Here is a 19096-nt window from a genome sequence, read left to right as displayed (position 1 = left end):
GATAATATGATTTTAGTGCAGTGATAAAGCGGGGATCCACCGGTACTGATTATTGACCGTACCGTACCAGTCGCCGTTTTATCCGCTGAATCGGCCGATGGGTTCGCTTTCCCCCAAAGGCGGCTACCAGGTAGACGTAGTACGGTACTTCGAGCGGGTGCTGACGGATCGCTCGCCCGAAATGGCGTCGGGCAGCGCTGTACCGACCATTTCGCATCGCGGCCCGGCCGAGGTGGTACTCGAGGGAGGCGTCTACCGTCGTCCAGTCGATGTCGTCGAGCTCCGCTGCGATCGGTCGAACCACCTCTCGAAATAGCGGGGCCGTCACCTCGGTTTTTCGGTCGTAATCGTGACTGAGCTGTCCGTTCGGTCGGTTGTGACGAACGACGAGCGGTTCGGGAACGGCGAGAAAACGACACCACAACGACAGCCGGAGGAAAAATTCCCAGTCCTGCCAGCTCGGAAATCGCTCGTCCAGCCCACCGACGCGTTCACAGAGTTCACGCTCGATCATCGCGACCGAAAACGTCTCGAGGAAGTTCCCGTACAACAATCGTTTCGTCACCGCTCCCTCGACTTGTGGAGTGAGGACGGCGTTCGTCTGCATGTTTTCGTCGACGTGTTCGACGCCCGTGTAGACGACGCCGACGGATTCCGGTGCTCTTCCGAAGGCGTTTGCCTGCTTCTCGATTTTTCGTTCGTCCCAGCAGTCATCATCGTCGAGGAACGCGACGTACTCGCCACGTGCTTTGTGAAGTCCGGTATTGCGCGCCACGTTCGCACCCCGATTCGCATCGTGACGGACGATTGTGACTGCCTCGAGCGACGGGTCGAATTCGGAGAGCACGTCGGAAGCGGGAACCGGTGAACAGTCGTCGACGATTACGAGTTCGATTCGATCGTACGTCTGCTCGGCGACGGTCTGTACAGCTCGGCGGAGCAGTTTCGGTCGATCGTACGTCGGAACGACGACGGTGACCAGTTCCGCTTTGCTCATCGAGTCGACTACGATTGTACACTCCCTTTGTTATGGGAATCATTTCTCGTCTTTCGGACGGGATTACCGTTCTCTGCTTTCTATCCCGGGGTTCGCTGAGTAACTCGCACTTATATCGCGGTTCGAAATATGCCGCAAGTACTCCCGATCAAACGGTCACAAATCGATCGATGGGCCGAAATCGACTCGTTGTACGCCATCTGTCGCATCTGTTTGCCGTGATCTGGGCGGGTCCAGCCGGGTGAAAGCAATCCAACCTGGCGAAGTCTACTTACGAGGGGCCGTTGAAGCCCACAAAATGTGGGTACGTCCCGGCGTGTCGGTCCAGTTATTCGTCTTTTCGTTCACCGTGGTGAGCGTCGTCTGGGTGTTGCGATCCGATCTCGAGGCGAGCGTTCAGTTCGCCAGCTTCGTTGTTCTGTTCGTGCTCGTCGTTTTGCTCATGTGGCCGATCACCGATCCGCTCGAGGAGTGAGCGATACCACCGCGTGAGAACGGGTGCGGCAACGATGACAAGGAGAAAATCGAACAGGACACGATGTCTCGTCGTCGTCCCGAAATTGCTGCTAAAGAGTCCGTAGCCGACGATCCCACCGACATACGTGAAGACGAGAATCGACGTGACGACCGTCTTTGTCTCTCGCCGATGAAGCGAACGAACAGCGCTCACGAACAACACCATCACGATCACGTTGTACGCGCCGGCGGCGAAGTGGATCGGTGAGTCGACGTGTAACGGGAACGGTGCAAATTGGAAGTGGATCGACGTTATCGGAATCGAAAGCGCGACGTCGAGCCACGAATCGTACGCGAGACCCTCGAGATACACCGCGTTTCCCCCGCTTCGAATTTCGCGCTGGTCGTTCAGCGTTTCGAGCGGGAAGTACCGACCGAACAGGACGGATCCCAGAGTAGCACACAGAAGTGCCACGGATGCGTCCCTCCAATCGAACCGACGGTCCACAGTCCGGGCCAGCAGTCGAGTCCCGACGCCTCCGAGCGCCGCAAGGACGAGAAGTAACGCGATTTCAGTCCGAACCAGGTAAATCAACCCGACCAACGGGACCGCCAGTGTGGCCGAGCGGATCGACGTCTCGAGAACGCATCGAACGACGAGAGCGAGCGCGGTGAATGTCAGTACTAATACGAAAGCGTCTCGCATGGGAACGGAGGTAAAGAAGGCGGGCAACGGCAAGAACAGGACGAAGATGGTTACGGCGTTCGTCCCGTTTACCGACGGATAGAGGTGGTTTGTGAGGGAGGACGCCGGAATTGCGACGAGTACCGCGAGGAGACTGTTGAATACGATCAAAATCTCGACGGACGGTTCGAAGAGGAGGTACAAGAACGCCTGAAACGTCGAGAACGCGACGACTTTTTCGGAGGCGTCAGTGGGAGTTCCCTCGAGGAGATCGACCGCCGTCGAATGAAAGTCGATGATATCCCATTGGTAGGAAACGAGCGGAACGATCAGTAGACCGATACCCAGATGCACGAAAAAGGCAATTGGTGCAACTCGTCTGTACAGCGGATCGTCGTAGACCACCACCACCACGACCAGTAACAGAAACGCTGTTACTATCGATGCGAGCAACATCACGGTTCCATGCCGCGTCGGTGTAACTCCGGGCGTCGCTGGCGCGTGACGAAACCCCAATCACTATCAAAAGTTCGCATGGTCAATCGACAATCGGTCGAAAGGGTGAGTTATCGCCGCGGCCGATACCAAATTCATACGACTCCCTCGTGGATCGCTCGTTCGAACCGTTCGACGAACACGTCCTGCGTATAGCGGTTTTCGACGATGTTTCGGCCTCGTTTGCCAAACCGTTCCCGCTTCGAGGGGTCTTCGGCCAGTTCTCGAATTGAGTCGCAAAAGCCCGCGATATCGGTTGGGTCGTGCAGGAACCCGTTCTTGCGCTCAGTTACGGTGTAGTTGATTCCCCCGACCGCGCTCGCAACGACCGGAAGGCCTGCGGCCATCGCTTCGACGACGGTTATACAGAGCCCCTCGTAGTGAGAAGGTTGGACGTAAACGTCGATCGACTGAAGGAACTCGGGCAGATCATCGACTCGACCGAGCAGTTCGACATTATCGATACCCAGTGATTCTATTTGACGCTCGAGTTCGCTCCGCTTCGGACCGTCACCGGCGATTTGGAACGTGATATCCTCGCCAGCGAGTTCGTCGGCGACGGTGAGCAAGGTAGCGTAATTCTTTTGCCCGGAGAGGACGCCGACGCTCCCGACGACTATGTCATCGCTGTTGTGGTGAGTTCTGGCCTGGAACTCGCTCAACGAGATGCCGGCGATCGGGAGCGTTTTAACGGTTTCAGAGGGGAGGTCCAACTCTTCGCAAAGCATCTCCGCGACGGGTTCGGAGTCTGCGAGTGCCACGTCGCTCAAGAGACTCGTCGTCCCGACGATTCGTTTTCGCAACGGCGTCTTGAACCGTTCGTTGTGCTGCCAGGTAGCGACCGTCGCCTGCCGGTTGACGATTCCGGCGAGTCGAGCGACGAGCACGGAATGATAGAGCGACCCGATGATAACGTTCGCGTTAGCGATGGTCGATACCAGCCGCGAAATATCGTCCAGACTCCGGATCTGTTTACAATCGAGTATCGTCGCCTCGGGGATCCGTTGCCGGACGAACGCCTCCTCGTACCCGATGAGAGTCACAACCGTTATTTCGTATTTGTCTTCGCTTAGCCCGTTGAGCAACCGGCACATGCCGACCTCTGCACCGCCCGTGTGAAGGGCGTTGATTATATACACCAACGACGTTTTATTCGTTTCATCTCGCGACCGCGATGGGAGGGTCGACGGCGTCGTGCTGTCGCCTTCGCCGACCCGTTGAGTACGAGCAGACGTGCGGTTTTGTGACCCAGAACCGAACCAGTGCGACCGAAACCGAGCGAGTAGGGAAGAGTAGTTCATGGTCGCGTTAGTGAGCGATCACCTTCAGGTGATCAGTCGCTTGATCGACCGTGCTGTCCCACGCGTACCGTTCGTCCACCGGTTCGACGGGCCGATCGAACGCGATCCACTCCTCGAGACTCTCCGCGAAAGCTGATCCGGATTCCGTGCCGACTAACGCTTCTCGCCCCTCCAGGAGTTCACGAAGCTGGGTGAGCCGAGAGCACACGGCCGGGACACCCGATGCGATCGCCGCGAGGACCGATCGTGGAACCCCCTCGGACCGACTCGGTAACACCAGAACCTTGCCGCTCCGGTACACCGCCTGCATCTCGTCGTACGGCACGTGACCGAGAAAATTCACGTCGTCGTCGATACCCAACTCGGCGGCTTGTCGCTCGGGATCCGTCCGAGCCGTCACCACGGTTACGTCGTGACCCATCTTCGCCTGGTCTCGACTCATCGCGTGGGCGTGGTAGGGACCGCCACCGTTCGCGTCGGGATAACTCTTCTGCGCCACGCGCAAAATCCGCATGAGTAGGTATTCCCGAGTCGGTATTATGTTATTCAGTCCGAAACAGCTATCAGACGATCTGTCCGTGTTCCCGGAGACCGTTACGGGTCTCCGTAAACGTCTGTTACTGCGGGTTCGAGCGCCGTCGACGGGCACGGCCTATCGAATCGTCTGCAGCGTATCGACGAAGACTTTCCATACCTGTCGGATAACTATCTGCAGATCGAATCTGAACGACTGGCGGCGAATGTACTCGAGGTCGTAGCGGAGCTTCTTGTCCGGCTCCGTGCTCTTCGCGTCGTTTATTTGTGCCAATCCCGTCAATCCGGGTTTGACGAACCAGCGTTTGCGCCAGGAAGCCGTCTGCTGCTCGAGAACTTTTTCCTCGTCGGTCCAGGTCGCCCTCGGCCCGACGACGCTCATTCGCCCCAATAAAATCGCCACCAGCTGTGGCAGTTCGTCCAGGTGCGTCTTCCGGAGAACCCGTCCGATTCGAGTGATTCGATCGTTCTCTCCGTCCGCAGAAGGTGTCACGGCTTCCCCGGCCAGTTCCATCGTCCGAAACTTCGTCACCGTGAACGTCTCGCCGAAGCCAGCCGTCCGATCTTGCGTGTACAACACCGGTCCGCGACTGTCCAGCGCGACCGCGAGTGCGATGATCGCCATCAGCGGGGCGAAGAGGACGATTCCGACGACAGCGAACGTCACGTCGAAGATCCGTTTGAACAGGTAATCCTGCGGATCCCACGGCTCGAGGTCCACGTCCACTAACTCGCCGATGTCGCCGTCCGAAACCAACACGCTGTCGACGTATTCGCGGTGAACTTTCGCATCGACCCCATGCTCGAAACAGGTGTCAAGCGCCCCGAAGAACTCCGCCCGATCGGGCTGGTGAAACGCCAGTATGACCGTATCGATGTCGTAGTCGACCAATACGTCCTCAGTTCTCGAGAGGCCGCCGATATGACGAAGATCGTCCAGCGTACCGGACTCGCCGGCGGAATTGTCAACCCCTCGCACGCCACCATCGGAGGCCATCGCTAGCCGTTCGCGTTCCCCACTATCGGTCAGCCGCGATGCGAGGACGTTAGTCGGACAGAGATACCCGAGCACCGGGGTATCGAGTTGCGGTGTGATTTGTTTGATCTGGTCTGGGTCGTCACCGACCACGAGCGTTCGACCCGGATGCCCGTTCGGGCGGTTACGCGTCCGAACGAACCAGATCGGCAGCAATAACGTTAGCAACCCGACGGTCATCACGAGCGTCGCTCGAGGCAACCTGTGAGACCAGTTGAAAAACCCGAACGTCGCCATCACCAGTCCACCAGTTATCACGCGTTTGTGGGTGAGAAAAATTGTTTCGAGGGCTCGGCGTGGTCGAGGTTTGTACAGCGGAATAAGACAGCAGAACATGACAGCAGAGCAAAACAGAACGGCCCACACCAGCGACCCTCCGGTCAGCGTCACCACGTCTAATCGATTAAACACCGGAACGTACGTCGCAAAGAGGTGCTGTGCAAATGAGTGGTTAGCGAGGAGGACAGCGGTGCTCGAGAGGAGAATCACACCAACGGCGCTCGTCACTCGATAGTGCCACCCGGTCAGCATTCACCTTGGATACTGGATAAAAACGGATAATAATACCCCGTATCGTGTGATCGTCGAAAGTTGATATTTACGTGATACTACTCGTCCCCCTCGAGGAATACAGCGCAGTTACGGGGAGAAATATCGTCCTACAGTTATTCTACGAACCGCGTGACGTAGCCGTGTTTGGAATCCTTGCCAAGTCACTCGTGTAGTAGTGCTCCCGAACGGACCGGTGGTCCCAATTACGGACCGTTAGATTCACTCGACCGAAGGAAACGCTCTCGTCGATAGCAGTGGATTATCTGCCGACCTGTACCGAATAGAGCGAGGCGTAGGTACCAGCGTTCGAAAGCAGTTCCTCATGGGATCCTGATTCGCGAATTGTCCCGTCTTCCATGGCGTAGATCCGGTCGGCGTTCGTTACCGTCGAGAGCCGGTGGGCGATCACGAGCATCGCGTACTCCCGATCCATCCGTTCGATGCCCTCGTGGACGGTCTTCTCCAGGGACGTATCCAGATCGCTGGTCGCCTCATCCAAGATCAGTAAGTCTGCGTCTTTGAGCAGCGCTCGAGCAATGGCGACTCGTTGTCGTTGACCGCCGGACAGTTTCACCCCCTGGTCACCGAGCACCGTGTCGTATCCGTCCGGAAGATCATCGAGGAATTCGGTCACCTGTGCGATCTCGCAGGCCGAACGAATCGCCTCCCACGAGGCGTCTCGATTGCCGACAGTCACGTTTCGCCGAAGCGTGTCGTTGAACACGTGCGGATCTTGCCTGACGACCGTTACTCGAGAACGCCACTCGCGGATATCGAACTCGTCGATCGAGATGCCGTTCGCGGTGATCTCCCCGCTGTCGGGCTCGTACAGTCGACCGAGCAGCGAGGCAACCGTTGACTTGCCGGCACCCGATGGCCCGACGAACGCGACGAACTCGCCCTGGTCGAACCCGAACGAGACTTCTCGGAGGACAAGTTCGTCCTCGGAACCGTAACGAAATCGGACGTCATCGAACTCGGTTCGCTCGATCGGGCTCGGCACCGGCTCCGCGTCCGTATCCGGTTCGCTATTCCGCTCGAGTTCGTCGATGAAATTTTGCGTTCGCACCAGGTGCGGTAGTTCGCTTTCAACCCGGTATACGTACTTGTTTAGGTTACTCACCTTCGGTCCGAGCTGGAACATCGCAAAGAGGAAGACGCCGAGTTGGCTGAGATTCATCGACGAAAAAGTCAGCGCGAGATAGATCAAGACGAAGACGGTAATCGCGGTCGTCAGTTGGTAAAAATTGGTGATCGCCTCGCTGTTTCGTTGGAGCTTGATTCGGTTCGTCTCGAATTGCTCTGCGGCGTTTGAAAACCCGGCTCGAAGCTCGTCGACCATGCCGAACAGCTTCACTTCGCGCACTCCCTGCGTCCCGGCCTGGGCGTTCGACTGGATCCCCTCTTTCGCATCGGCCACCTTGTCACCCAACGAATACCCGGTGTCGAGGACGGTGCGGAACAGCAACGTAACGCCGCCGAGCAACACCACCGTCAGAACAGTCAGCGCGGGAGAGAGGATCATCGCGATCGTGAGGTACATCGCTGCCAGTAGGCCCTGTTCGAGGACGTTGATCGCGTATCGAATGACTCTTCCTGCGTACTCAGCCTGTGTGACGATCGCGTTGAGGATGTCATCGGATCCCTCCTCGTCGAAGTACGCGATTTCCGCATCGAGCGCGTGGTCGAAGGATACCTCCTGCAGGTGTCGGACGTATTTCGTCTCGATCGCCGCCTGAAGCCAGCCCACTACAAACGATGTTGTGTACCTGACGGACATCACCACCGCGACACCTGCAACGAGATAGCCCAGCGAGAACGGAACGCCGAGGAACTCGTAGAAACCGAGGAACGCCCCGAGGATCCCATCCGCATCCTCGGCCGGCGTTTCGGCCTGTGCGATCTCGACGATCGGCATGAGAAAGCTGAGACCGATCCCCTCGAGCAAGGCTGCAATTACGGCGAGAACGACGATGCCAGTTGCAAACACTGGCTGGAACGTCGCCACTCGATACAACGCCTGACCTTTCTCGCGCCAGGTGAGATCTACGGGAGGGGTATCAGTTTCTGACATTGAAGAGAGCAACCCGGGCGAACTCGCGGGACGGGGTACTGTTTACTCCCGTAGCGGAGTATAAAAATCCGGTCGTATTTTTAGAATTCTGAAACTCAGGAGGAGCCCCATCCTGAAGCGTAACACTGTCGATTGGCGATTTGGATACCACTTCGAGAGAGACATCAATAGGAATCGGTTCTCCCCGTCGAGCGAGATCGGATCGAGATCGCGACGACTGCTCACGGGATGAATTGGACCACCGCGACTGTATCGAAACGCCCGACTACCGACTTCTACGGACGAACTACCACGCGGCCGAGACAGTCAGGTTTCTGCCAACGAACTCGTAACTAAACCTCGCTCGAGCGAACGCGGCGCTACCGTGTCACTGCGCGTTCCGCTCCTCCCCGAACCGATCCGCTGGCTTCCAGCTGGTGTCGTCGCCGGGTTGATCTGGTACTGGTCGCTCGTGACTGCGCCGCCGGCCAGTCTGGCACTCGAGATGGCGTCCCTCGAACATATACCGTTCGAGACGATGACCACCGCTGGCCAGCCGCTCGAAGGGGGACCCACAGCCGGTACCAGGGCCGCGACAGCGAGCGGCTTTTCCGTCTCGTCGGAGTGGATCTCTCGAGGCGCGGCCCGCCATGCCGTCGCCTACGCAACGCTCGCGCTCTGTCTCGTGTACGCGCTCGTCGGTCGCGGGGGGTCGATGGCCCGCATGGTTGCCATCGCCTTCGTCCTCGCGACTGGCTACGGGATCGCTATGGAAGTCGGCCAACTGTTCCAGCCCGACCGCGTCGCCTCGCTCGCGGACGTGGTAATCAACGCGCTCGGAGCGACGGCCGCGCTGAGCTGGTACGGCCTCGAGCGTCGGGTGACATTTGTCCCGCTCGCGGAGTTCCGTCGAGAGAGTCGCCAACTTGCCTGATGGAGAACTGCCGCACCGTTGCTCGAGGCGTGTTTTATTGGATCTGCCCCATTAACAGAATCAGCGCGCTGTTCCGGGTTCAGTAACTCGCCGCCGTCGACTCACCGCCGCCAACTCACCGCTTGGTATCACGCTCTAGGACCGACTGGTCGCCGTCTCGAGTCGATAGCTCGACGGACTCTTCCTGATCGAACACCGCCGCGAGTGCGAGTCCGGCGATCGCGACGAGGACGAGTGCTCCACCGAATACCGTTATGACGGAGAGTCCGCCGTAGAACAGACTGCCGACCAGGATCACGGCTCCGAGAACCTGAACGAGCAAGAGGACGTCGTAGCGCAGTACCATGCTGTCCATACACGATAAAACGCGCCGAGATACGATAAACAAATCCTCCGGAAAATTGCTTTCTCCGACGATCTGAGCATTTTAGCGTCGAATTGCAAAGAAAGAGAACACTCGCTTTGGGCTCGAATCAGTTTCAAATCGATCCAGTTTCACTTCGGTTGGGTTCCTTCAGCCTGTCACGCCTGATCAAATTCTACGAGAGATCATCTGGAATATTGAAACTGGTATGCATCTGTCTACACTGGAACTAGCGGTGAGAACGAATGGGGTTGTGGTTTTCTCACGCTGACTGGTATTACGATCCCCTCCTCTCGGTGCTAACAGCATATTTGTGCCGTCTCTACCGAGAGTACTGTATGGATGTCGGTCTCATTGCAGGTGTCGTTGCGATAGGGTTTATTCACGGTGTGCTCCCGGATCACGGGTGGCCGATTGCTGCGACCTACGGGTTGAATCGGTCGCGGACGTGGCTCTATGGGACAGCAGCAGCGCTCATTCTCGGGGTTGGGCATCTGATTAGTAGCGTCGTTCTGGTACTGGCATACTTTTGGTTCAGTCGCTTCGGTGAATTCGCTGAAGGCCCGTGGATGGGGTATCTCGCGGGGACCATGCTTATTCTACTGGGTATTCACGAATATCGGAATGGCGGACACGGGGCGGCACACGATCACACCCCCGACGAGTCTCACCGCGACCACGCCCATGCTCACACTCACGATCATGATCACACCCATTCGCCCGACCACAGCCATTCGGGAGAACCCTCCCAGCCTGGGACGGTGACTCGGATTCGGGAGCGACTGTTCAGCGGAGGGCACCGTCATTTGAGCGAAGAAGACGCTGAACGGGGATTGATGGCCCTCGGGGCGACTGCTCTCCTTTTGGGATTTGCCCACGAAGAACCGATTCAAATTCTGGCGATCTGTGCGGGGACGGTCTACTGCTTGGAGCTGATGCTCGTTTACTCGTTAGTAGTTATCATTGCAATCCTCATTCCGACGCTCTTCCTGATCGCTGGCTATGAACGCCACCAGGAAACAGTTGAACGATATACGCCATACCTGCCGTTGCTGACAGCGACGGTACTAGTGGGCATGGGACTGGCGTTCATTATTGGAATCTTCTAAGGAATCCCGTTCCTGACCGAGATACTCTCTTTAATATCAGTCTGTTTCTGTTTGTCACTATGCCTGCTGAATTGGATTTCAACAGAGCCGCTTGTCGGCCACTATTCGGAGCATCCTCCGTTCAGGCGACGAAGTACGCCTATGGTAGTTAGGGCTGATGAAAGATAGCCCAAGTAATATGGCGCATGCTCTCGTCGGAGAACAGCAGGATACCCGAACCCAGACGAATAGGACTCGACGGCGTCTCGCATCGAGCGCGCGAACCACCGGTAGAACAGGTGACTCACATGCATCGACGAACGGCCATCGGCGTGATCACAGGCACGGGTCTCACAGCCCTCACAGGGAGCAACGTCGACAGGAACGATGAGCAGGTAATCGAGCCCAGTAATCCCCCCTCGGACCTCTCTCGAGGTGATCCTAACATTGCGGCTGAGCGCGACGACGACACCGCGGAATCGGACGTGAGCTTCGAGTTGGCCCCCTACGAATTGAGCCGGTGTGGCACCACCTGCGGCGAAGCGACTACGACCGTCACCCACACGGGAAACACGGACGCGACTGGCGTCCGTGTGACCGTACAACTCTCCGCCGATGGCGCTCTCCTGTGGGAGACCGACGAAACCATCGATCAGTTCGAAGCCGGGGCTTCGATTACCCGGACGGAACGCGTCGACCTCGGTTTCAGCGATCTCCTCGCTGTTCGGGAGAACGATGGTCGGGTCACCATCACGACCGTAATCGAATCGGATCAACAGACGGAGCGGATCGTCCGCGAGAAAGAGATGTAGCCCGTTCTTCCCGGTCGATCTTCATCACGCTTGGAAGGGCTACGCGGAACGAGACACAAAGCGCGTGGGAAGGATCCGAATGAGACGAACGACTGCAAAGAGCGCAGGCGTACCGGTCGAGCTTTCGACTCGCCCCTCAAGCGGTACGCTGGCTTAAATTCAACAATTACGCATCCAAACGTTCTATAGGATTGGTTCGACACATTCTGCTATGGTCAACCTCCGGGCGGTGAAGCTCGCGGTCGTCGTTTTCGGCTTCCTTCTCGTGGCCCTGATCGCCGGACAGGTCCTCCGTCGGCTCACCTGGATGCTGACGTGGGGGCTGACGATGGCGATTCTCCTCGCGATGGCCTACGGCGCGTACGAAATCTGGTCCGGCTGGACGGCCGGCGGCGATGACGAACACCCTCGCCGCACTCGAGAATCGACCACCTCGAAGTCGACTGCAACCAGCACTTTCGACTCCGTCGACGACGCCAAAGCGGCCTACACCGACGACGCGTTATCCGACGAGGAGTTCGAATCGGAACTCGAGGATATCATGGACGCCGATTCGAGGGAACTCGAGCGCGACTATAACTGACTCTGGTCTCGAAGATGAGCGGGTACAACCACCTACGAAAGGGGGCAACTATCTACGCAAACGGATTCGTTGCTCCCTCACGAGCGCTGTTCGATGAGATCGTCCCCGCGGCTTTCCCCGGGCAGGATATCGCCGAGCGTGGCCCCGACCGCAGCAGCCGTCCAGATGACGGCGACCCGAGCGAACGCCTCGAGCCGTGTCGGGTCCTCGGCGTGGAGTCGCCCCCAGAGGAACATCGAACCCAGCGCGACGGCGAACGAAATCAGCAGGATGCCGGTCAATCGCTTTGGAAGCACTCCGAACAGTAGTCTGGGTTTGACCTGTCGGATGTCCGTGTAGTGTAACAACCCGGCGACCAGCAGGACGGTACAGAGGATATTCACCAGCAAGAAGACGGGGACCGGTCCGACCGCCGTCGACACGAACCACTCGGCGATTTCGAAGACGCCGTCCTCGACGAGCAGCGGGAGCGAGAAGATTATCCCGCCGACGAATCCTTCAGCCACGTCTCGAGTCGTGTACTTCTTGATCCGTTCCGAACCGGGAACTCCCTCGAGCATGCGTTTGACCGACCGAACGTCCCGTCGCTCGGCCGGGCTGGAGACGGACTCCTCGAGTTCCTCGAGTTGGTCCAGAACGTCGCCGATTTCGTACTCGTTCGGTAGCTCGGTCTCGCTCAATCCCTCCTGTGACATACGGTGGTGTTTCGAAAGCCCGGGGAAATAGGTGCTTGAACTGCATCGTGGCCTCCCTCGGGTAAGCGAGGGGCTGTCACAGCCGAAACGGCAGCCATCTAAAACAGCGTTCGAGCAGTAGATCGCTCGAGCGCAACGACAGCAATATATTCCAAATCCCGCACATATCTAATAAGCGAACACAGTGAAGATATATTATAATAATCGCCCAGAGAGTATTTCAATAAGCCATCGAAATAGGTCGAACCATAGTATCGGTGTCGTTTCGATGAATGCGAATCCGCCATCCACCCTGCAAGCCACCCTCTCCAGAGTCACCACTATGCCCACGAACGTCTGGTCCCGTTCTATTCGGTTGCGTCGTGCGTCCCAGTTTGCGGAACACGCTCTCGTTGGATTGATCGTGAGTCTCGTGGTGGTCGGGGCGGTGCTTGGTGCCGGGACTGGCATCGGGATGGGGGCTGCAGATAGCGACGATGAGTCCTCGCTTGAGGGGTCCGGAGAGGCATTCGACGGGCCGACGGACGAAACGACGGCTACGCTCGCGAGCGCATCAGACCCGCAGGATGACTTCGCCGTCGTTCAATTCGAGAACAACACTGTCGTAAGTGGGCAGGCAACGAATAACACCCCTGAGCAGGCTTTTATCACGCATAATGACGACTACCTCGTGCTCTCTACGTGGGACGACGATAACCCAGTTCTCCAACTGGGCAGCGAGCCAGTCGAAGTTGGTGAGGAACACGACGACAAGGATGGTAGCCATATCGAACGTAATGAAGACGCTTCGCCGGACTTGCAGGTAGTGGATAGCTCGATCGGCATCGAAATCGACCCCGAAGACGGAACAGTACGGACTGACGATGACCAATCCGCACCCATTGTCACCCGCGGCGAAGGTGATCCGATCATTTACGATAATCACGACGAAGCCGTTCTCGAGCCCGAAATCACCAACGTTAACGAACCCGCTGAAGGGGAGGATCTCATCGTTGACACGACGATCACCAATCACGGCTATAGCAACTACGTCGGCGACCGAACTCTCTCTTGGGGGGACGAGTCTGACAGCCAGGTCGTGAACGTAAACCCTGGCAACTATATCAACGAACCGTTCGTCATTGAAACGGAGGAAGGTGATAGCTCGATTACTGAGGTGGAACTCGAGATCGATGGAGTAGACGACACTCGAGATATCGATATCGCCGAAGCCGAAGTCGTCATCAACGAAATCGGCACCACCACGGCCATTGCGGGTGAGGAACTGGATATCGGCGTCGAAATTGAACGCATCGGAGACGTTCCGGTGGACGATATGACCGTCGAGTTCATCGTCGAGAACGAAACCGTCGAAACGGACGACCTCGAGATCGACCCCGGCGATACGACGGAAGGGGAGATTTCCTACGAAACGAGTTCTAGCGACGTTCCGGAGATCGATGTCGCAGTCGAAATTCCGGAGATAGGCGAATCCGCGGAGACCGAAGCGACCGTTCTTGATGCCGACGACCACGAAAACAATATGGGAGTCGAAGTTCCAGAAATTGAAATCGGAAACCTCAGTGAAGAACTCAAGATAACCGGTGAGTTCGAATATGACGATGATATACCGAACGGCGAAATGGACATCCCGACGGAGTTCCTCGTCAACGGAACCGTCGTCGAAGAACGCGACGTGACTATCGACGAATCGCCGCACGAGGAAACGTTCACGTACGATCTCACCGAGAGCAAACTCCCCATAGAGAACGTCTCGCTCGAGACGCCTGGCGGCTCCAACGTCACGGAGTTCGACCGAAACGTGACCCTCGAGTTCAGCGACCTCGACGAGACGTTCTCCTCGAGCGAGCCGCTGTCGACGACGGTGAGCGTCGAAAACGATGGCGAAGTACCCGAGTTCCAGAACCTCACCGTCGGAGTCGAGGATTCGAATACCGTCGAATCGGATGCCACCCAGAGCGAGGAGTTCCTGCTCAACGCCTCCGAAACCGTCGAGCACTCGTTTGAGTTTCAGTTGACCGCCGACGCGTCGTCGGGCGTCGAACTCACCGCGAATACGAGCACCGTCTCCGAGACGGTGACGACGAACAGATCGGTCTTCGAGGCCGCCGACGTCGAGTTACGCGGCGCTGATGACCCCGATTCGGAGCTCTCTATCGCCGGGAACGTGACGAACACGGGAGAGCTATCGGATACGCAAACCGTCCAGTTCGTGTTTGACGGTGAGACGGCGGCCGAAGAAGAACTGACACTCGAGCCCGAACAGACAGAATTGGTCACAGCCGCGGTTGACTCGCCGGAAGAAAGCGGCGAGTACACCTACGGAATTACGACCAACAACGAGTCGCTGAACGCCTCCACAGCCGCGGAACGGACGGCGACGATCGAAAATCAACCCGATCAGTCGCTGCTCGATCGGATCTCGCCGGTACAGTTCGGACTGCTCGTGATCGGACTACTTGCAGTCCTTGGTCTTCTCCTCAAATATCAGGACGATCCGGAGGCGTTTCAGGCGCGCGCCGCCGCGCTGACGGCCAGAGCACATCGTCGCGCACAGAAGGTCATCGGCGGGGGCGACACGGTCGTGATCGAGAACGGACTCTCGCGCGATGCGACGGTCCGGCTCCGGGTACGGGACTCGGACGAGGTCGTGTTCCTCGAGGATGTCAACCTCGCCGACGGGGAACAGCGCGAGTTCAATTGCCTTCCCGATAACGGCGGGTTCGAGGTCGGCGCGGGCGTCGACGATATCGACTCTCACGCGGAAGTCTTCCAGGAGAAACCAAACGGCGTCGGGGTTCGCCTCGAGCCGGACGGCATCCACATCCTCGAGCAGTAATTATTGGGTCGTTCGTAATTCTCTCCCAGCGTAGATACTCTATCGCCGGTTTCATCCCCCGAACCTCGTTCTCTGCTCAGACTGGCTGAAAATAGTTGCGAACGACCCTATTAGAAGTCCTCTCGTGGCCATTTCTCGCGTCGGGGCTGGCTTCGCTGTCTGATCTGTTGGATGTCTTTCGTCAACTCTCCGTAGTGGTCGATCAAATCCTGCGTCGTGAGGATTCCCTCGATTTCGAGGCCCGAAACCACGACGAGTTTCTTGATCTCCTCGTCTCGCATTCGCTTTGTGGCGAGACGAAGCGTCTGCGTCGGTTCGACGGTCACGACCGGATGGCTCGCGACTGCTCGCGTCGGGATCTCCGCGAGCGGCTTACCCGTTTTGTACGTCGCGAGGACGATGTCCGTCTCCGTGACGATACCGTAGGAGTTTCCGTCAGTCGTGATGACGACGCTTCCGATCCCGTTCCGGAGCATCCGTTCTGCAACCGCCTCGAGGGACGTGTCGGCCCCGCAGGTGATGACGTCCTCGGTCATCACGTCGGTGACTCGAGCGCACATGTGGTGTTGTTCAAAGCGAAGTCGCTTAATCGACAGGGCCGTTTCGCGAATTTCGACGACTTCCCTCGTCCAAACTAATTTCGAGAACCGAGTCCGCATCCGTTATATTCACTGGAGGAACCAGAGGATGGCCATTCCGACGCCGACGGTCAGGAGCATGTTTTCCGTGTACCAGGCAACGACGAACGCAACCAGCCCGGCCATCAGCTGCTCGTTTCTCGGCGAGAGGACCAGAAGTCCATCGAGGTAGGCCAGATCGGGGGTGATCAACGCGGCGAAGACGGCGATCGGAACGAACGGCAGTACGGTACTGATCGCGGGTGGGATGTCCCCCAACCGTTGGATGCCGAGCAAAAACACGCTTCGAAGGACGTACGTTCCGATGGCGATGCCGACAATGGCGATCCAAATGATGGTCGAGTCTACGTTCGCCATCGGAGTTACGCCCCACCCGGTCCGGTACGTAGTCGGTCGAATAGCGTTCCAGCGGCGATGCCGGCTCCCGCGGCGACGAACAGCCCGAGGTTGAACGGAATCCCGGCGGCGGGCACCGCCACCATCCCGGAGGTTACCGCGACGAGGACGGGGCCGCGCCGTTTGAGCGCCGGTGCGAGCAACGCGATAAAAATGAGCGGAATAGCGAAGTCGATGTTCAGTCCGTCGCCGATGGACATTCCCGCTACCGCACCGACAGCGGTCGCACCGACGAACGAGATAACGAACGGGACCGTCAGCCCGAGGTAGTACCACCCCTGATGGACGGTCGCGCGGTCGCCGGCCGAGCCATCGGCGGGGTCGTCGGCTTCGTCATCGGCAGGATTGGCGCTCGAGTCATCGGCGGGGTCGTCGCTGAACTTTGCGATAGCGAGGGCGTAATTGACATCCGACAGCGCGTATCCCATGGTTGCTCGCCAGCGAGCGGGGAGTTCGCGAACCGTCGGAGCGAGCGACGCGCCGTACATCATGTACCGAAGGTTGAGCACCAGAACAGTCGTCAGGACGACCGACAACGCCGCGTCCGCCCGCAATAGATCGACCGCGGCCATCTGTGCGGCCCCGGCGAAGACGAACAGCGACATGGCCGTCGCCTGTCCCGGCCCGATACCGACCTCGATGGCCGTCGCGCCGAACAGCAGTCCGAACGGGATATTTGGCGGCAGAGCGGGCGCAACATCACGCACCCCTGACACGAAGTCGCCTTGCTCCATACCGTAGGCAAGAGAGTCAGCAACTATAATGATAAGTTTCGAGGAACGCACGAGACAAATAGTTGATACTATCCGGAGTTCCGCCCTCGAGACGGTTCCAAAAATACGTCTGGGACTCCTATATCTCGAGCAAACCGCCCGTATCTCCCGAGGTCGCCGCGCGAAGATCGGGTTCTCGAGCGTCGCCGACTCGGCCGGCCATTCCACTGGACTCCGAGTGTCGAACGGCTACGGCCGAAGGTAGCCGTATCCTTCTTCTTGCAGTCGGGTCACCTCGACGGCCCCTTCGGGAACGGTTTCGACGCCCTCGAGGAGATCCGACTCCTCGAGATCCATCATTTCGAGCGTGTTCGAACAGGCGCGGACGGAAACGCCGTCCTCGAGTAACGCTTCCACGTCTTCGACGGAATCCCCGTCGGCCGTGACGGTCGCGATTCCCTTGGACTGGACGACGATCGCGACGTCGTCGATACTGTCGGTTTCGTCCTCGAGAAGGTTTCGTGCGATTGCGAGCGCGGTCTCCTGTTCGGCTTCGTCTCCAGAGAGGAGGTGAACGACGGTCTGCATGTCCGGACGGATGGCTATCTGTGGTGAGTAGCTGGTGCTTGCAGGGACAGCCGTTCCCGTTCAGGCGCTTCCGTCTCGAGAGTCGTCCTGATCGGCGGCGACCGCGGGGAGTGTCAACGAAAACGTGGCCCCCTCGTTGTATTCGGAGTCGACCCAGATCTCCCCGCCGTGGCGCTCGACGATCCGTTTACAGAGGGCGAGCCCGATTCCGGTCCCGGCGTGTTCCTCGTGGGTGTGAAGACGCTGAAAGACGTCGAAAATCGCTTCGTGCTTGTCGGACGGAACCCCGATACCGTTGTCGCTCACGGACACCCGCCATTTCGAACCCGTCGGCTGGACCGAGACGCGAACATGCGGCGGCTTGTCATCAGTGTATTCGATGGCGTTGCTCAGCAGGTTCTGGAACACGTGTCGCAGTTGTCGTCGATCACCCATCACGCGGGGGAGCTTCCCCAGTTCGACCGTGGCATTGCGTTCGTCGATCCGAAGCTCGAGGTTCTTCAGGACGGTACCAAGCACCTCCTCGAGATCGACGGGTTCCAGCGGCTCGCCTCGCGTTTCGATGCGGGAATACTCGAGCAACGCGTCAATCATCTCTTTCATTCGCTCCGCGCCGTCGACCGCGTATTCGATGAACTCCTCGCCGTCCTCGTCGAGGTCGTCGCCGTATCGGCGCTCGAGCAGTCGGAGGTAGCTCGTGATCATCCGGAGGGGCTCTTCGAGGTCGTGGGACGCGGCGTAGGCGAACTGCTCGAGTCGCTCGTTCGACTCGGAGAGCTGGGTTCGTGTCTTCCGAAGCTCCTGATTTCGGCGGGCGACCTCGCGCGCTCGCGTTTTCGCTCGTGCGTCGTGAGAGCCGACGCTGAATCCGGCGACGCTGCTGAGTGCCGAGAGGATCAGGATACTTCTATCCGGGTTGTTGAGGCTGTCGGCGGGTTGAACGTGGTAGATCGCGAGAATTCCGAACATGATCCCGATTGTCCCGAGACACCATCGACCGATCACCAGGTAGAATTCCGGATCGATATCAGTCCGTGGCAGTCGATATCCACCCCAGAACAGGCCGAACCCAGGGATAGCAACAAACAGAGAAACGAGCAATACGTTCTGGAGGGGGCCGCCGTCGATAGTTTGGATGAGCCCCCATCCGACCGCGAGGACGACGTATAGTACGCCGAGGGCCATGATGGTTCGTCGACCTCCGACTTTCGAGATGACGGAAGTCCCAGAACCCATTGTCGCTACTCGGAAGGGTGCTATTATAGGGGTTTTTCTAGCCAAAAATGAAATATCAACTATTGTCGGGGAGCGACTATTCGGGTTTCATGCCCCACCGA

The 19096-nt window shown here is 58.2% G+C and carries 18 protein-coding genes; 5 read left to right on the top strand and 13 right to left on the bottom strand.

Annotation, left to right across the window (positions count from 1 at the left end; all coding sequences use genetic code 11):
* Positions 1-49: 49 nt before the first annotated feature.
* From QNM96_RS07805 to QNM96_RS07780, 6 genes are all read right to left on the bottom strand, one after another.
* Positions 50-997: a glycosyltransferase gene (locus tag QNM96_RS07805; protein ID WP_283835515.1), complete on the bottom strand. Its 948-nt coding sequence runs from the start codon at positions 995-997 to the stop codon at positions 50-52.
* A gap of 328 nt (positions 998-1325) precedes the next feature.
* On the bottom strand, positions 1326-2594 hold the full coding sequence (locus QNM96_RS07800; protein ID WP_283835513.1) for a hypothetical protein: 1269 nt from the start codon (positions 2592-2594) through the stop codon (positions 1326-1328).
* Between the two features lie 134 nt (positions 2595-2728).
* Positions 2729-3772 (bottom strand): glycosyltransferase family 4 protein, encoded by a 1044-nt coding sequence (locus tag QNM96_RS07795; RefSeq protein ID WP_283835512.1) that lies wholly within the window; start codon positions 3770-3772, stop codon positions 2729-2731.
* 169 nt (positions 3773-3941) lie between these two features.
* Positions 3942-4448, bottom strand: a complete 507-nt coding sequence (locus QNM96_RS07790; protein ID WP_283835511.1) for a glycosyltransferase — start codon at positions 4446-4448, stop codon at positions 3942-3944.
* Positions 4449-4586: 138 nt separating this feature from the next.
* Positions 4587-6035, bottom strand: coding sequence for a sugar transferase (locus QNM96_RS07785; RefSeq protein WP_283835510.1), 1449 nt, complete (start codon positions 6033-6035; stop codon positions 4587-4589).
* Positions 6036-6315: 280 nt separating this feature from the next.
* Positions 6316-8130 carry an ABC transporter ATP-binding protein gene (locus tag QNM96_RS07780; RefSeq protein ID WP_283835509.1) on the bottom strand — a complete coding sequence of 605 codons (1815 nt, stop codon included), beginning with the start codon at positions 8128-8130 and terminating at the stop codon, positions 6316-6318.
* A 364-nt stretch (positions 8131-8494) separates the two neighbouring features.
* Here QNM96_RS07780 and QNM96_RS07775 point away from each other — a divergent pair, with 364 nt between their 5' ends.
* Entirely contained in the window at positions 8495-9043 is a 549-nt protein-coding gene (locus QNM96_RS07775) for a VanZ family protein (RefSeq protein ID WP_283835508.1), read from the top strand.
* 115 nt (positions 9044-9158) lie between these two features.
* Here the strand turns inward: QNM96_RS07775 and QNM96_RS07770 are convergent, their stop codons facing one another.
* Positions 9159-9398 (bottom strand): hypothetical protein, encoded by a 240-nt coding sequence (locus tag QNM96_RS07770; RefSeq protein ID WP_283835507.1) that lies wholly within the window; start codon positions 9396-9398, stop codon positions 9159-9161.
* A gap of 347 nt (positions 9399-9745) precedes the next feature.
* Between QNM96_RS07770 and QNM96_RS07765 the strand changes: the two genes are divergently transcribed.
* The 3 genes from QNM96_RS07765 to QNM96_RS07755 all read left to right on the top strand — a co-directional run bounded on the left by QNM96_RS07765 (position 9746) and on the right by QNM96_RS07755 (position 11890).
* Positions 9746-10516: an ABC transporter permease gene (locus QNM96_RS07765; protein ID WP_283835506.1), complete on the top strand. Its 771-nt coding sequence runs from the start codon at positions 9746-9748 to the stop codon at positions 10514-10516.
* 287 nt (positions 10517-10803) lie between these two features.
* Entirely contained in the window at positions 10804-11307 is a 504-nt protein-coding gene (locus tag QNM96_RS07760) for a hypothetical protein (RefSeq protein ID WP_283835505.1), read from the top strand.
* Positions 11308-11518: 211 nt separating this feature from the next.
* On the top strand, positions 11519-11890 hold the full coding sequence (locus tag QNM96_RS07755) for a hypothetical protein (RefSeq protein WP_283835503.1): 372 nt from the start codon (positions 11519-11521) through the stop codon (positions 11888-11890).
* Between the two features lie 77 nt (positions 11891-11967).
* On the opposite strand, the gene QNM96_RS07750 is transcribed toward QNM96_RS07755, so the two are convergent.
* On the bottom strand, positions 11968-12585 hold the full coding sequence (locus QNM96_RS07750) for a DUF2391 family protein (protein WP_283835502.1): 618 nt from the start codon (positions 12583-12585) through the stop codon (positions 11968-11970).
* Positions 12586-12988: 403 nt separating this feature from the next.
* On the opposite strand from QNM96_RS07750, the gene QNM96_RS07745 reads away from it, so the two are divergent.
* Positions 12989-15424 (top strand): hypothetical protein, encoded by a 2436-nt coding sequence (locus QNM96_RS07745; protein ID WP_283835501.1) that lies wholly within the window; start codon positions 12989-12991, stop codon positions 15422-15424.
* A 110-nt stretch (positions 15425-15534) separates the two neighbouring features.
* Here QNM96_RS07745 and QNM96_RS07740 read toward each other — a convergent pair whose 3' ends face one another.
* From QNM96_RS07740 to QNM96_RS07720, 5 genes are all read right to left on the bottom strand, one after another.
* Positions 15535-15984: a CBS domain-containing protein gene (locus QNM96_RS07740; protein WP_283835500.1), complete on the bottom strand. Its 450-nt coding sequence runs from the start codon at positions 15982-15984 to the stop codon at positions 15535-15537.
* A gap of 108 nt (positions 15985-16092) precedes the next feature.
* Positions 16093-16419 carry an AzlD domain-containing protein gene (locus tag QNM96_RS07735; protein WP_283835499.1) on the bottom strand — a complete coding sequence of 109 codons (327 nt, stop codon included), beginning with the start codon at positions 16417-16419 and terminating at the stop codon, positions 16093-16095.
* Positions 16420-16424: 5 nt separating this feature from the next.
* Positions 16425-17192: an AzlC family ABC transporter permease gene (locus QNM96_RS07730; protein WP_283835498.1), complete on the bottom strand. Its 768-nt coding sequence runs from the start codon at positions 17190-17192 to the stop codon at positions 16425-16427.
* Positions 17193-17420: 228 nt separating this feature from the next.
* Entirely contained in the window at positions 17421-17759 is a 339-nt protein-coding gene (locus QNM96_RS07725; RefSeq protein ID WP_283835497.1) for a DsrE family protein, read from the bottom strand.
* 60 nt (positions 17760-17819) lie between these two features.
* Positions 17820-18995, bottom strand: coding sequence for an ATP-binding protein (locus QNM96_RS07720; protein ID WP_283835495.1), 1176 nt, complete (start codon positions 18993-18995; stop codon positions 17820-17822).
* Positions 18996-19096: the final 101 nt, after the last annotated feature.

The sequence above is a fragment of the Halostagnicola sp. A-GB9-2 genome (genome assembly GCF_030068615.1).
Lineage (GTDB): Archaea > Halobacteriota > Halobacteria > Halobacteriales > Natrialbaceae > Halostagnicola.
This window is presented reverse-complemented; position numbering and strand designations above follow the sequence as displayed.

Excerpts from the sequence above, each read along its gene's own strand:
- QNM96_RS07750 (WP_283835502.1), bottom strand. The coding sequence starts at position 12,585 with ATGTCACAGGAGGGATTGAGCGAGACCGAGCTACCGAACGAGTACGAA.
- QNM96_RS07790 (WP_283835511.1), bottom strand. The coding sequence starts at position 4,448 with ATGCGGATTTTGCGCGTGGCGCAGAAGAGTTATCCCGACGCGAACGGT.
- QNM96_RS07785 (WP_283835510.1), bottom strand. The coding sequence starts at position 6,035 with ATGCTGACCGGGTGGCACTATCGAGTGACGAGCGCCGTTGGTGTGATT.
- QNM96_RS07800 (WP_283835513.1), bottom strand. The coding sequence starts at position 2,594 with ATGTTGCTCGCATCGATAGTAACAGCGTTTCTGTTACTGGTCGTGGTG.
- QNM96_RS07720 (WP_283835495.1), bottom strand. The coding sequence starts at position 18,995 with ATGGGTTCTGGGACTTCCGTCATCTCGAAAGTCGGAGGTCGACGAACC.
- QNM96_RS07805 (WP_283835515.1), bottom strand. The coding sequence starts at position 997 with ATGAGCAAAGCGGAACTGGTCACCGTCGTCGTTCCGACGTACGATCGA.
- QNM96_RS07780 (WP_283835509.1), bottom strand. The coding sequence starts at position 8,130 with ATGTCAGAAACTGATACCCCTCCCGTAGATCTCACCTGGCGCGAGAAA.
- QNM96_RS07770 (WP_283835507.1), bottom strand. The coding sequence starts at position 9,398 with ATGGACAGCATGGTACTGCGCTACGACGTCCTCTTGCTCGTTCAGGTT.
- QNM96_RS07730 (WP_283835498.1), bottom strand. The coding sequence starts at position 17,192 with ATGGAGCAAGGCGACTTCGTGTCAGGGGTGCGTGATGTTGCGCCCGCT.
- QNM96_RS07740 (WP_283835500.1), bottom strand. The coding sequence starts at position 15,984 with ATGTGCGCTCGAGTCACCGACGTGATGACCGAGGACGTCATCACCTGC.
- QNM96_RS07760 (WP_283835505.1), top strand. The coding sequence starts at position 10,804 with ATGCATCGACGAACGGCCATCGGCGTGATCACAGGCACGGGTCTCACA.
- QNM96_RS07765 (WP_283835506.1), top strand. The coding sequence starts at position 9,746 with ATGGATGTCGGTCTCATTGCAGGTGTCGTTGCGATAGGGTTTATTCAC.
- QNM96_RS07725 (WP_283835497.1), bottom strand. The coding sequence starts at position 17,759 with ATGCAGACCGTCGTTCACCTCCTCTCTGGAGACGAAGCCGAACAGGAG.
- QNM96_RS07735 (WP_283835499.1), bottom strand. The coding sequence starts at position 16,419 with ATGGCGAACGTAGACTCGACCATCATTTGGATCGCCATTGTCGGCATC.
- QNM96_RS07755 (WP_283835503.1), top strand. The coding sequence starts at position 11,519 with ATGGTCAACCTCCGGGCGGTGAAGCTCGCGGTCGTCGTTTTCGGCTTC.